Consider the following 13,762-nt stretch of genomic DNA (forward strand, 5'->3'; position numbering starts at 1 on the left):
GACTCTAAAAATTAAATCTATTTCCCTGAATTCTAGAGAAGGTTTAAGCTAAGGAAATGGGAAGATGGGAAAGGAAAACTGGTATCAAACTATTTTGGGAAATAAAAACCACTATAAAGTCAGTGGATTTAGAAAATGTTAATGCTGAACTTCAGTTGATTATTATTAATCAATAATTTTTTTCAGTTTCCATCCTCTGTTTGCATCCCGTTTCCTTATTAAAACCTTAGAATTTTTTATTCTCTAAGAACTTTGATCCTGTTATCATTCCATATTTTAATAACCGAAGATCCTGAATATTTTGAAACTTTATCTCGATCTTCTTCTACTGCGTAATCCACAAGACTGATGATTTCCGGAGAAATATCAGAGAACTTCAATGGGCTTTTATCACCACTGAAATTGGCTGATGTAGAAACCAAAGGCTTATTCAGTTTGGTAATTAGTTTTTTACAAAAGTCATTTTTTACCAATCTAATTCCAATACTACCATCTTCTGCCAACAATTCTTTAGGCAATCCTTTAGGGTTTTCGTAAACGATGGTGACCGGCTTTTCACTTAAGTCAATAATTTCCCAGGCCATTTCGGGAACATCTACCAGATCTTGAAGTCTTTTTTCAGATTCTACCAGAATGATCATCGATTTGTTTTTTTCACGTTTTTTGATGTCAAAAATCTTATTGACAGCTTCTATATTGGTTGCATCACAGCCAATTCCCCAAATGGTATCAGTAGGGTATAGAATAGTTCCGCCGGATTTTAATATTTCAATAATAGGTTCCATATTTTTATTACATTCAAAATAATGGATAAAGGTAGAGAATATATGAACTTTAGACAAAAAATGAAGATATAAATCAAATAGTTTCGAATACATTTAAAGTAGATTCACATTCTTTTATCTTTATATTAAAGTCTTATCCATGAAAAAAAGATCTGAAGTAGCTCTTATTCTTAATCTCTAATTCTGGTTCATTCTGTTGAAGTATTTTTTTGAATTGCATTTTGAAGAAGTGTTGAGAAAGTAATACTGGTAAATTAGTTTTAGAACCTTCTTTAAGTAGAGTATAAAGAATAGAATTGTCTTTGAAAAAGATAATTACTGTCTGTTCATAGTTTCCTGGACTGTACAAGTCTGTTGGTTCATTAAGATATAGTAGATTATTGGCTGGTGTAGATATTCTGTAGCGTTTTTGAGCATATTTGATGACCCTATCTTTTGCTTCAGTTTTAGAAATATCGAATTTAATTTCCTTTAAATGTTTTTCAGTAAACTTACAATATAGAACATATAATGAGAAAGAGAATATACAAGTCAGAACTAAATATTCCAGACCATTATCAATAGATATTTCAGTTTCCTTAATTCCCCATATAGAAAACCAAATTAACGCTAGAAAAGCAAAGTAGACGGTAAGAGTATCAAACCTATCCGTCCACCCTTCTTCAAAAATTAATTTTTTGGAGTGAATACTTTTTCTGATATCTAATTTCTTTAATGCTCTCATGTTGGAAGCGGACGGTTTATAAAATTAAAAGCCGGACAAACTTATCTCTATTGATATTATCATTTTACATCCATCCTAATTTAGATAAATATCTTTCCTCAATAATATTCAGATGGTGATAATTATGACCAATAATCAGTTTTCCTATCGTTTCCACGGAGATTTCATTGCCATTGGCCATTCCAATATTTTGTAAAGAGGAAGGTTTCATGGTTTCCAATAGAATCTGAGAAGATTTTCTTACCAATTTATATTCTTCCAATAAAGATTCTAAAGATCTCTCACTGGCAAAAGATTGCTCGGCATATTCATTTTCATCAAATCCCGGAAGGTTGTTTTTATCTCCTCTGGCGAAAGCTAATATTCTGTATTGAAAAACTCTTTCCGTATCGGATAAGTGGAGCAACAATTCCTTTAGTGTCCATTTACCTTCAGCGTAGGCAAATTTTGATTGTTCTTCGGTAAGGTTAGAGTAAATTCCGACCGTTCTATTTTCTGATACTTTTAATTCAGTCAACCAATCTCCTGATGGGATCAGGTCTAAATATCTTTGAATGTATTTTTGAAAATCTGTCATAGTTTTAAAATTTAACAATTTAGCAGTCTAAGAATGTAACAATCATTGGTAAACCGTTAAACTGATACATTGTTATATTATTTATTTGTCCATTCGTAAAAATTCACAGAGTCATAGAGTTCAAAGCCGCAGGCAGGATACAGCTGATTTCCTACATCATTACCCTTTCCTGTTTCAAGCAAAACTCCGCAGGCGTTTGAAGCCTTACATAATTCTTTTGACTTTTCAATAAGTTCTTTGGAGTAGCCTTTTCCTCTGTGGTGAGCATTAACATATAAATCATTCAGTAACCAATAGCGTTGCATTCTTGTAGATGAAAATATTGGATATAACTGCACAAAACCAATAAGGATACCATTTTCTTCTGTAACGAAAATTTCAGAGTCTTTGTTTTCAAGCCTTTCCTGAAGAAAATCTGAAGCTGCAGGGATATCTGATGATTTATGGTAGAATATTCTGTATTGATCAAATAGTTCAGCGAGTTGAGGTAAATCTGCAACGACTGCTTTTCTTGTGTTTTTCATATGTATTTGGTGTGATAATAAAAATGAGAAAGATATTAAATCCTTCTCATTTTATTGATTGTAATGTTTTAAGAAAAAGCTTTTTCCAGATCTGCAATAAGATCTTCGGCGTCTTCAATTCCAACGCTTAAACGAACAAGGTCATCTGTGATTCCCAATTCAGCACGTTTTTCAGCCGGAATAGAAGCGTGAGTCATTAAAGCAGGATGGTTTGCCAGAGATTCTACTCCTCCTAAAGATTCTGCTAATGTAAATACTCTTACTTTTTCAAGGAACTTGATCGCATCCTCTTTCTTTCCGGATTTGAAAGTGAAGGATACCATTCCTCCAGATTCTTTCATTTGAGATTTTGCAAGCTCGTATTGAGGGTGAGATTCTAGTCCCGGATAAATTACTTTATCTACTGCAGGATGAGTTTCAAGATATTTTGCTACAGCAAGACCATTATCAGAATGTCTTTGCATTCTTAATGCTAATGTTTTGATTCCTCTTAATACAAGATAAGAATCGTGAGGGCCTAAAATACCACCACTTGCAAATTGAATAAAGTGAAGTTTTTCACCCAATTCTGCATCTTTAGCAATAAGGGCACCAGCAATGACGTCAGAATGTCCTCCTAAATATTTGGTAGCAGAGTGCATTACGATATCAGCTCCCAGATCAATAGGTCTTTGGATGTATGGTGTTGCGAAAGTATTGTCTACAGCAACTAAGATATCTTTCCTTTAGCAATGTCTACAACAGCTTTGATGTCTACCAGTTTCATCAATGGGTTTGTTGGAGTTTCTACCCAGATTAGCTTTGTTTTATCTGTAATAACATCAGCAATTTTAGAAACATCATCAAAATTCACAAACGTGAACTTCAGCTGATATTTTTCGAAAAGTCTGGTGAACATTCTGTAAGTACCACCGTAAAGATCATCTACAGCAATGACTTCATCACCAGGGTTTAATAGTTTCAAAACACAATCTATAGCAGCAAGTCCAGAACCGAAAGCTAAGCCTCTCGCTCCGTTTTCAATGCTTGCTAAAGAATCTTCTAACGCCTGTCTTGTAGGGTTAGCTGCTCTTGAATATTCATATCCGGAGTGTACTCCAGGGCTTTTCTGTGCAAACGTAGAGGTTAAAAATACAGGAACATTTACAGATCCCGTTGCAGACTCATGATGCTGCCCTCCGTGAATTACTTTAGTATTAAAATTCATATTTATATAATTTGATAATTTGAAAATTCAATAATTTGAAAATGAAATTGATACTGTTACAAATATCAGTCCTTTTATTTTCAGATCCTTAAATTACTTCATTCTCAAATTGTTTTTATTTTATCGCCGATTTTACAGCAAATTCTTCCGCAACTTCTTCCAACCATTGTGCTACATCTTCCTCTCCGGTTGCTCTTTGGTACGTATTTCCTAAAGAAACTAAAATCTGATGGATAAACATCTTCATCTGGTCTACAGGCATTTCCTTTGTCCAAAGATCGATTCTTAAAGCCTCCATTGTTTTATCATCCCATACAGAGATCATGGTAGCCTTTGTTTCCTCTTTTTCAACACCCCCATCCTGAGCATTCCATGTAATGTTTTCCGGAACGTGGTTTTCATCAAGCTCTACATCTATCGTAATCTGAGTTTTTCTCATATCAATCTAAAAATTTTTGGCAAAGTTAATACTTCTTAAGCTTATCCAAAATTTCTACGAAATTATCTTCATCAGGAAATGGACTATTTAGGTTGAAAACTTTCCCTGCAGGATCAATAATAATAAATCTTGGAATAGATTGGATTTTATAACGAGTCATGAATTCACTAGCATTAGATAGCCAGAACTGAGGCGTTTTTGAAGGTTTTGTTTTTAAATAGTTTTGCCATTTGGATTGGCTTTCATCCAGGCTTATAGAAATAAACTGAATGTTATCATAATAATGATACTGGCGGCTTCTGGTATCAAATACCGGTCGGATCTGCTTACATGGCCCACACCAGGTTGCCCACAGATCAATAATTACATGTTTTCCTCTGTATTCGGAAAGAAGGTGAGCTTTTCCTTTGGCGTCAATGAATTTTAAATCAGGAAAAGGAGCTCCTTTTTGAGATATATTGAGCTGTTCAAGTTTGGATGCTGCTAATTTTTTGTAATCATGATTGTTCAACATTTGAAATTCTCGGGAAAAGAGTTGATTTCGGGAAGTACTATCAGATTCAAGTTCCATACTTTTTACAAGATGCCTAGTGAGTAAGCGATCTTTGCTAATATTACTTGGTAAAGCGTTCAATTTTATAAAAAGGAGACTGTCCGGATTAGATAATCTTTCTTTATCGGTAAGCATCTGATCTAGTTTATACTGAAGATAATCATCATTTTTACTTAGTAAAACAGTTGGGCTGGTGATTCTTGCATTCAGCTCATTTAAAAAAGCTTTAGGAGGTGCGAATTTAGGATCGTCCCATGAAGTCATTTTTCTATAATTACTAATTTCATTCAGGTATTGGATAGCCAATAGTTGTTTTCGATACGCTAAATATTCATCAGATAAAGCATTGTTTTCAGTATCGGTATAATGGCTGAGTTTGTCAATGTTTTTCTCCCAGTCAGCTTGTGCCAATTCATAAAACTTTTTCGGATTATCATTGTACTTTTGCTGCTCAATAGAGTAGGATAGTTCATATCCGAATCCATCCTCTTTATTTTTGTACTCTTGCTCTGCAGAGCGATTAGACGTAAGGAAATATTTGATATTGGCTGCATTGCAGTCGATAATGAAATTAAAATAATCTCCATTTCCCATCATGAAATCAATCTTTTTATTTCCAAATTCAAGGCTGTACTGGTCGAATGGGAGCTTTTGCTTGCTTTTCCATAGAAATGCTCCATTTTTGATTGCAGCACTTCCTATTTTTTTATGGAAATCTTTGGAGAATATCTTAACGGAATCTATTTTAAGGTCTGTAGAAATTTTTCCCTGAACTAGTACTTCTGTCCCTTCACTTCTATAAGATTTAGGCTTCTGTAGAATAAAAAATGCTCCAGCTGTGATGAAGATGAATACAGCTGAAAAAATGATCTGTTTTTTATTTTTTAAAAAAGCCGTTTTAAATCCTTTCCCTTTGTACCAGAAATAACCGATAATAAGAAATACAAGAGCCCAGAAAATACTTAAATATTCACTATAGGTAATAAAATGGCTCAGGCTCTTTATATTGGTAGATTGACAAAGGATATATAGTGAATTGTATGGACAGAAAGGAAGAGACACTTTCTGAACCAAAGAAAATATATTGATGATGAGTCCCAGAATTCCTATAAGAAATGCCCAGATAAATCCTGGAAAAGCAACAGATATACACAATTGAAGGGCTGCAATCCCTAATATGGCAACACAGAGCCTTATGAATGTTTTTAAAACCCATATGGTATCAAACGTGAGGAGTTTTACTTCACTAGGATTTATATAGTAATCTAATAATGAAAACAGAATGGTAAATCCAATATAAGAAGCAATACATATAATAATTAAGATCAATACAACCAGGTATTTTGAAAAATACAGCTGAAATTTACTGATTGGCTGGGTTTCCATAAGCTGCCAGCCATTATTTTTATGATCTGTTTGGGCAATTCTGTTAGCTGCGATTACGATGTAAAGCAGAAGCAGAAACATACAAAATGCTTTAAGGTTACCACTTATGGCTTCTTCAAAAACAGAATAAGGAAGATCTTCCGGTGTGAGAAATGTAGGGCTATAAATTTGGAATAAAAATACTGTAAAAGGAATTAAAAGCCCCATAATTAATGCCAGATATACCAAACCCAGCCCTTTTATTTTCAGCCATTCCGTATGGACTAATGTAATTAATTTTTTCATTGGTGTTGAGTTTAGTTTTTAGTAATTTCCATGAACCAGTCTTCCAATCCTGCACTGTTTCTGATCTCAAAAATTTCAGCATCTTTAAGTACCAGAATTTTGGTAAGCTTAGTAATGTCTTCTTTGGATTGAACGGTTACTTCTATGGTATGATGGTCGATGATTTGCGCTGTATAATTCTCCGGAATATATTGTATAAAGGAAGAAGGCTCATTTAATCCTATCCTCACACGATTATGCCGATAATAAGTATTGAGTTCTTCAACACTTCCTGAAAATTTGATAGCGCCATTGGAAATGATAGCCAGATGAGTCACCATTTTCTCTACTTCCTGTAATAGATGGCTTGAAATAAATATAGTAATCCCTTGTTCTTTATTCAGTTTAAGTAATAATTCACGAATTTCCAGCATTCCATTCGGATCAAGACCGTTTACAGGTTCATCAAGAATTAAAAGCTCCGGAGATCCAAGAAGGGTCATGGCAATAGCCAGCCTTTGTTTCATTCCTAATGAATACCTTTTCATCTTTACATTTCTGTTTTCCCAAAGATCTACAAGATGCAGAACTCTTTCACATTCAGAATCGGGGAGATCTCTTAATTGAGAAAGAATAATAAGATTATCCCATCCTGATAAATGATCATAAAAAGCAGGGCTGTCTATGAGACTTCCAATTTTTTGAAATCCATTAGGGTAGAGTAGTGTAAGATTTTTACTAAATATTTCGATGGCATTATTTTCATCGGGAAGATTTCCCAGCATGACTTTCATGGTTGTTGATTTTCCGGCTCCGTTGGCTCCCAGAAATCCAAAAATACTTCCTTTAGGGACAGCAAGACTTACATTTTTGAGAATGAGTTTATTTTTGGTGAATCCATAGTTGAGATTACGGATGTTAATTAGATTTTCCATAGATACTTGTGTGATGGTTATGAATAAAAAAAGACTTTCTGTAATTACAAAAAGTCTTATATAAGTATGAGGTTCAGGTTATTTTGTTACACGAGGCTTATATCCTGATTCGTTAAAAATTTTAGTAGCATCCATCTTTAGAAATTCTTTCAGTTGTGTGTCTGGTTTTTCTTTAAAGTACGCTTTACAGATCTGCCATCCTGTGAAAATTCCAATTTGTGGGGAAGATTCGTTGTCGATTTCAGTGTAGAACTTTGAGAATGGCCCCGGAGCAATAAAACGCTCACCCAGTCTTGGGTCATCACCAAATAAGAGATTGCTTTCCACAAAATAATTCCAGATATTGGCTTCATTATAAGTAGCCCATTCGTATTGCTTTTGGGTATAATTCATTTTCAGATAATCAGGGAAATCAGGAAGAAAAGCGTCCTGCAAGATCATTACTTTTCCATTAAGAATAACCTGATCTATGAATTTCTGATGATCCGGAGACTCCGTGACAATATTTTCAGCAAAAAGTTGAGAAACTTTAGGAACAATATTCTGTGGATTCATCGACTTCTGGAAATATTGTTCAAGTCCTTTATAATGAGCATTACCATCTCCCATAAAACCTGTAATATCTATGAATAAAAGATTTTTCTTTTCATCATAAAAGATAGGATCCTGAACCATTTGAAGAGCCGATGAAAATAGATATACCTTGGGACTTTTAAATTGTGGGAAGTAGTATTTGATATGGGAAAATAATCCCTGAAGTTCTTTCTGTAATTTAGTCTGATCTATTTTCCCGATAGCTTCTTTATAGATTTTTATTTCTTCTGTGTCAATTCTTCTTTTGGCAAAATCTGCATCAGAAACAGTTCCCTGAAACCATGGGAATTGTGCCTTAAATTGATCCAACGGAATATTGGGGTTATAAAGTTCTTTAGAAATATCCGTCATTTCAATTTTTTCGGAGGGATCTTTTACTTCTACTTTCCATTGGTTTTCCGGTTCTTTTTTGCAAGAATTCAGTCCCGCAATTAAAATAGAAGAAAGGGCAATATATCTGAAAATCTTCATTATTTTTACATAGATTTAAGGTTTACAAAAGTAAGGATTAAATGCAAAATTCATGATGAAAATTAAAATATTTACAACCCTCCTTTTTATTTTCGGATTTATTTTTTTTCAGGCTCAAAAGCTTGAGTTTAAAGATAAAAATCTGGAAAAAGCAATCCTTGAAAATTTTGATGTAAACAAAGATGGAATGATTACCCAGCCCGAAGCAGAAGCAATTAATAACCTGTTTCTGGTTCAAAAAGGAATTACTTCTACAGATGATCTGCATTTCTTTAAAAATGTAAAAATGATAATGCTGGATGATAATACGATTCCGGTGATTGTTCTGAAAGATATGGACAAGTTGAACCTGTTTTCGTGTACAGGTTGTAAAGCAACATCATTTAAAGCAGAAAACTTGAAACATTTGACTTCTTTATACATTGATAATAACCTTTTAGAAGGAATCTCATTAAAAGATACACCCAAAATTGACCAATTAACATTATCTTTAAATCAGCTAAAAATAATAGACCTTTCTCAGCTGAAAAATTTAAGAAGATTAAATGTAGAACACAACAAAATCCAACACATTGATATTTCAGGAAACCCCATTTTACAAACTTTAAATGTAGGCGGAAACAAAATAAAAGAAGCAGACATAAAGAAAGGAATAACGAAAGAGGTAACCATATTTGGAGCTGATGAACAAAACTAATAGTATGAAAATAGAAACCGAAAGACTTATTTTAAGAGAACTTGAAGACACTGATTTTGAACGAATGTTCCTTATGGATTCTGACCCTGAGGTAATGAAATACCTTGGAACTCCCGTAACAAATCTGGATGAATCAAAGGAGATCATCAAAATGATCAGGAAACAATATGAGGAAAATGGAGTAGGAAGATGGGCGGTCATTGAAAAAGAAAGCGGATTACTGATAGGATGGTGCGGTTTAAAACTATTAAAAGAACCTATCAATGGGCATGTAGAAACTTTGGATCTTGGGTATCGTTTTATTCCTGAGTTTTGGGGCAAAGGATACGCTTGGGAAGCCGCAAAGGCTACACTGGATTATGGTTTTAATGAATTGAAAGCAAATACAATATATGCTTTTGCCGATGCCGGAAATTCAGGTTCTCATTATATCTTAACAAAAATGGGCTTTGAAAATACAGGTGCATTTGAAGACTCAGGAGTCAAATGTTTTTGGTATGAACTGAAGCGTGAAAAATATATTTAATATCATGACGATACGACAGGAAGAGGAAAAGGATTATCAAAAGGTCTTTCAGCTTATAGAAGAAGCATTCTGGGAAATGGAGCACAGTGATCATCAGGAACATTTTCTCGTTGAAAAATTAAGAGAATCTGAAGCTTTTATTCCAGAACTCTCATTGGTAGCAGAAGATGAAAATGGCAATATTGCCGGACACATTTTGTTTACAAAGCTTAAAATTGAAAATGACTCAGAAACTTATGAGTCGTTAGCGCTAGCCCCTGTTTCTGTTAAACCTGATTCTCAAAATAAAGGAATTGGTGGTCAGTTGATTCTTTATGGACATCAAATTGCTAAAGAACTGGGATATGATTCTGTCATTTTAATTGGCCATGAAAATTATTATCCAAGGTTTGGTTACAAAAAAACAAGTAATTTTGGGATTTCATTTCCGTTTGAAATTCCGGAAGAAAACGGAATGGCCATTGAGTTGGTAAAAGACGGATTAAAAAATAAAAAAGGGATAGTGAAATATCCTAAAGAATTTGGAATAGATTAAAAAAATATAAACGATGCAGACACAAAAAGTGATAGATCATATCGTTGGCTGGTTAAAAGATTATGCAACGAAAGCTAGAGTAAATGGATATGTAATAGGAGTTTCAGGAGGCGTTGATTCAGGAGTAGTTTCTACATTAGCAGCAATGACCGGATTAAAAACATTACTGATTGAAATGCCAATCCGCCAGAAAGCCGATCAGGTAGATCGTGCAAAGGATCACATGAATGATCTGAAATCCAAATTTTCAAACGTGGAAATCATGTCTGTAGACTTAACACCCGCTTTTGAAGAACTTTATAAAACCTTTGATGTAAAGGATGATCTATACCCGAATGAGAAATTGGCATTTGCCAATACAAGATCCCGTTTGAGAATGCTTACCCTGTATTATTATGGTCAGCTTAACGGGCTTTTAGTGTGTGGAACCGGAAATAAAGTTGAAGACTTTGGAATTGGTTTTTATACCAAATATGGGGATGGTGGAGTAGACGTATCACCAATCGGAGACCTTTATAAAACTGAAGTATATGCTTTGGCAAAAGGATTGGATCTGATCAAAAGTATTCAGGAAGCTATTCCTACAGATGGTCTTTGGGATGTGGATCGCACGGATGAACAACAGATTGGAGCCACTTATCCTGAATTGGAAAAAATTCAAAAAGAATACGGAACCAAAACAGCAGAAGACTACGAAGGAAGAGATAAAGAAGTATTCCTGATCTTTGACAGAATGCATAAAGCTGCCAAACATAAGATGGATCCTATCCCGGTTTGTGATATTCCTGAAGATTGGAGAGAATCATAAAAATAGATATCTACTTAGTTTAGCAATATAATATTGTACACATTATTGTTATATTGCTAAACTGATATATTGTTACATTAATACATTTACTACTATGAACAGTAAAATAAGAGCCGTATTTTTCATCTGTCTGGGGCTCCTTTTCGGAATGTCTGTGATGTATATCTATAATAATTTCATTAAAAGTAATGACCATTCATCCTCAGCTAAAACAGAGCATGTAAGTTATGGAAGCACTTCTACGGAAGATCAGACTAATATCGATAATTCATCAACCCAGGTTTCTATTGAAAAACTGACAGAGGAAAAAACGGTGATCAGCTATGTAAAGCAAAATCATAGACTACCAGATTATTACATTACAAAAAGTGAGGCCAGAAAACAAGGATGGAATCCTTCAAAAGGAAATCTTTGTGAGATGCTTCCCGGAAAAGCCATTGGTGGAGATAAATTCGGAAACAGGGAAGGAAGATTACCGGATGGAGACAAATACTTTGAAGCCGATGTCAATTACCGCTGTGGCGGAAGAAATGCAGACCGTATTATCTATACTAAAAATGGAGATGTTTACTTGACTAAAAACCATTACAAGAGTTTTGACAAGCAGTAATTGTCGTTACGAGGAGCATTCGGCGAAGCATAACTGATATATAATTTGCATTTAAATCATGATAAATAGTAAATTTGAAAAATAATAATTTTGTTTATCTGCTGTTTTTATTTCTGGTGTTTTCATGCTCAGAAAAGCAAAAGATTGTAAAAGAATCGCAACAAAAGCCAGCAATCACTATACTGGTTCAGCCATTCAGAGATATACAACCTGAAAAAGTAGAAACAGTAGCAGAAGGCATTAAAAAAATATATCCTAATATTAAAGTTCTGGAACCAATAGACTTTCCGGAAAATGCTTATTATAAAGAGAGAAACCGTTATAGAGCCGATTCGATCATTAAGTTTTTAAACACCAGAACAAAAGAAGGTTTTGTTACAATTGGACTTACTTCAAAAGATATCAGTGTGACCAAAGGAAAAATAAAAGATTTTGGAGTAATGGGCTTAGGATATAGACCGGGAAAAGCTTGCGTAGCTTCAAATTTTAGGTTGAGCAAAGAAAATTCGGATGAGCAGTTTTATAAAATTGCCATTCATGAGCTTGGTCATACTCAAGGGTTGCCACATTGCCCAGAAAAAATGTGTTTTATGAGAGATGCAGAAGGTAAAAATCCAACGAATGAAGAAACGGATTTTTGTAAAAAATGCAAAACTTTTTTAATCAATAAAAATTGGAAATTTAGTTCAATATGAAGACAGTATATATAGATTTTATAAACATAGGCGATTATGAGGATTTCTATGCTCAGCTGAAGGAGAAAATTCAACTTCCTGAACATTTTGGAGATAATCTTGATGCGCTTTTCGATACCATTACCGGAGAATTGGAAATGCCCCTCCACATTGAATTCGTAAACATGACGGTAGATCAGCTTGAAATTTTTGAAGATCTTTTAACGACATTGGAAGATGCTGAGGAAGAAGTGGAAGATTTCACTTTCAGCTACTATCTGGAGCAATATGAAGATGATGAAGACGAAGAGGAAACAGAAGACTAATTGGTAATGTAAAAAAGTAAAAAGGTTGTTTTAGAAATAGAGCAACCTTTTTTATTGACGTATTTTTTTAAATAAATCTGCTGAATTATTATAATCAGTGAGAGTTTAAAATTATTTAGAAAATATTTTTCTCGCAGATTGAGGAGATTTCGCAGATTTTTCTTTGATGGGTTTATTGGAAAACGCTAAGGCGCTAAGAATTTCAACATTATACTGTTTTTAAGGCGCTAGAAAATCAAAGATTTTCAGCTGATAATTAATCATGAATTATTTTATTAGTGGATTCATGGCTATATGAATACAAGCATAATTCTATTAAATTTTATCGTAGATAAAATCTTAGCGCCTTAAAAATAATGCATTTAGATAATCAGTTGCGCCTTTGCGTTTTCCAACTTGACTATCCAAATAAAAAACCAACAGAAGTTCTGTTGGTCTAATCCTATAAAACTTACCATAAAATGTAAGTCCATATTATTTTAAATATCACAGCAAAAGCTGAATATTTATTTTAAAATCATGTTTGCAATCCTACAAATCGATCTTATAAAAATGTAGAATCAAAATAGAAAGGCAACAAATCTTTCACTGCATGCACCTTCACCACTTCTTCATTCATGCTTGAAAAATAAAGATCGATATCCTCATTTTGTTTAGTTTCGTATTCTATTAAGCTCTGGCGGCAGGCTCCACATGGTGGAATTGGTGGGTTTTTCTCATGAAATTCCTTGGGTCCACCCACAACGAAGATTTTCTTTACCTTCATATTCGGGAAATTTGCGGCTACCCAGAAAAGAGTAGTTCTTTCTGCACAAAGTCCCGAAGGGAAAGCTGCATTTTCCTGATTATTTCCGGAATAGATTTCTCCGTTTTCAAGCAATACGGCACATCCTACAAAAAACTGAGAATAGGGCGCATAAGCGTTTTCACGAGCCTCTTTGGCTCTTGCAAATAATTTTTTTTCTATATCGCTCAGCTCACTGCTATTTTTAAAATATTCGTAACTGATCTGTATGTCTTTTTTCATATATTGTAGACTAAAAAAGGGGGGTAAAATTAGTTTTTTTTAATGAGGTGGGCAATATTTTATTCTTCCAATGAAAAAGTTCAATTTTTAAGACCATAAA

At 34.0% G+C, this 13,762-nt stretch carries 16 protein-coding genes and 1 pseudogene; 7 read left to right on the forward strand and 10 right to left on the reverse strand.

Going from position 1 to position 13,762, the window contains the following annotated elements; translation table 11 throughout:
- Positions 1–236: 236 nt before the first annotated feature.
- From QWZ06_RS05965 to gldB, 9 genes and pseudogenes are all read right to left on the reverse strand, one after another.
- Positions 237–785, reverse strand: a complete 549-nt coding sequence (locus QWZ06_RS05965; protein WP_290296430.1) for an L-threonylcarbamoyladenylate synthase — start codon at positions 783–785, stop codon at positions 237–239.
- 133 nt (positions 786–918) lie between these two features.
- On the reverse strand, positions 919–1,509 hold the full coding sequence (locus QWZ06_RS05970) for a hypothetical protein (protein ID WP_290296431.1): 591 nt from the start codon (positions 1,507–1,509) through the stop codon (positions 919–921).
- 64 nt (positions 1,510–1,573) lie between these two features.
- Positions 1,574–2,086, reverse strand: coding sequence for a DinB family protein (locus tag QWZ06_RS05975; protein WP_290296433.1), 513 nt, complete (start codon positions 2,084–2,086; stop codon positions 1,574–1,576).
- 77 nt (positions 2,087–2,163) lie between these two features.
- Positions 2,164–2,610 carry a GNAT family N-acetyltransferase gene (locus QWZ06_RS05980; protein WP_290296435.1) on the reverse strand — a complete coding sequence of 149 codons (447 nt, stop codon included), beginning with the start codon at positions 2,608–2,610 and terminating at the stop codon, positions 2,164–2,166.
- Positions 2,611–2,678: 68 nt separating this feature from the next.
- Positions 2,679–3,817, reverse strand: a pseudogene (locus QWZ06_RS05985) (cystathionine gamma-synthase).
- Positions 3,818–3,932: 115 nt separating this feature from the next.
- A complete protein-coding gene (gene gldC / locus QWZ06_RS05990) occupies positions 3,933–4,256 on the reverse strand; it encodes a gliding motility protein GldC (protein ID WP_045499959.1) in 324 nt (107 codons plus the stop codon).
- Between the two features lie 25 nt (positions 4,257–4,281).
- Positions 4,282–6,480 carry a thioredoxin-like domain-containing protein gene (locus tag QWZ06_RS05995; protein WP_290296438.1) on the reverse strand — a complete coding sequence of 733 codons (2,199 nt, stop codon included), beginning with the start codon at positions 6,478–6,480 and terminating at the stop codon, positions 4,282–4,284.
- An 11-nt stretch (positions 6,481–6,491) separates the two neighbouring features.
- Positions 6,492–7,394: an ABC transporter ATP-binding protein gene (locus QWZ06_RS06000; RefSeq protein WP_290296439.1), complete on the reverse strand. Its 903-nt coding sequence runs from the start codon at positions 7,392–7,394 to the stop codon at positions 6,492–6,494.
- Between the two features lie 78 nt (positions 7,395–7,472).
- Positions 7,473–8,459, reverse strand: a complete 987-nt coding sequence (gene gldB / locus QWZ06_RS06005; protein WP_290296441.1) for a gliding motility lipoprotein GldB — start codon at positions 8,457–8,459, stop codon at positions 7,473–7,475.
- A gap of 52 nt (positions 8,460–8,511) precedes the next feature.
- On the opposite strand from gldB, the gene QWZ06_RS06010 reads away from it, so the two are divergent.
- From QWZ06_RS06010 to QWZ06_RS06040, 7 genes are all read left to right on the forward strand, one after another.
- Positions 8,512–9,156: a leucine-rich repeat domain-containing protein gene (locus tag QWZ06_RS06010; RefSeq protein ID WP_290296442.1), complete on the forward strand. Its 645-nt coding sequence runs from the start codon at positions 8,512–8,514 to the stop codon at positions 9,154–9,156.
- Positions 9,157–9,160: 4 nt separating this feature from the next.
- Positions 9,161–9,682, forward strand: a complete 522-nt coding sequence (locus QWZ06_RS06015; protein WP_290296444.1) for a GNAT family N-acetyltransferase — start codon at positions 9,161–9,163, stop codon at positions 9,680–9,682.
- A 4-nt stretch (positions 9,683–9,686) separates the two neighbouring features.
- Entirely contained in the window at positions 9,687–10,217 is a 531-nt protein-coding gene (locus tag QWZ06_RS06020) for a GNAT family N-acetyltransferase (protein ID WP_290301304.1), read from the forward strand.
- 13 nt (positions 10,218–10,230) lie between these two features.
- Positions 10,231–11,025, forward strand: a complete 795-nt coding sequence (gene nadE / locus QWZ06_RS06025; protein ID WP_290296445.1) for an NAD(+) synthase — start codon at positions 10,231–10,233, stop codon at positions 11,023–11,025.
- A 94-nt stretch (positions 11,026–11,119) separates the two neighbouring features.
- Positions 11,120–11,635, forward strand: coding sequence for a ribonuclease domain-containing protein (locus QWZ06_RS06030; RefSeq protein ID WP_290296447.1), 516 nt, complete (start codon positions 11,120–11,122; stop codon positions 11,633–11,635).
- Positions 11,636–11,709: 74 nt separating this feature from the next.
- Positions 11,710–12,330 (forward strand): Zn-dependent protease, encoded by a 621-nt coding sequence (locus QWZ06_RS06035; RefSeq protein WP_290296449.1) that lies wholly within the window; start codon positions 11,710–11,712, stop codon positions 12,328–12,330.
- Positions 12,327–12,635 (forward strand): barstar family protein, encoded by a 309-nt coding sequence (locus tag QWZ06_RS06040; RefSeq protein WP_290296451.1) that lies wholly within the window; start codon positions 12,327–12,329, stop codon positions 12,633–12,635. The genes QWZ06_RS06035 and QWZ06_RS06040 overlap by 4 nt, the downstream gene beginning before the upstream one ends.
- Positions 12,636–13,179: 544 nt before the next feature.
- On the opposite strand, the gene QWZ06_RS06045 is transcribed toward QWZ06_RS06040, so the two are convergent.
- Positions 13,180–13,662: a cytidine deaminase gene (locus QWZ06_RS06045; protein WP_290296454.1), complete on the reverse strand. Its 483-nt coding sequence runs from the start codon at positions 13,660–13,662 to the stop codon at positions 13,180–13,182.
- Positions 13,663–13,762 lie beyond the last annotated feature (100 nt).

This window comes from Chryseobacterium tructae (assembly GCF_030409875.1).
Lineage (GTDB): Bacteria > Bacteroidota > Bacteroidia > Flavobacteriales > Weeksellaceae > Chryseobacterium > Chryseobacterium tructae.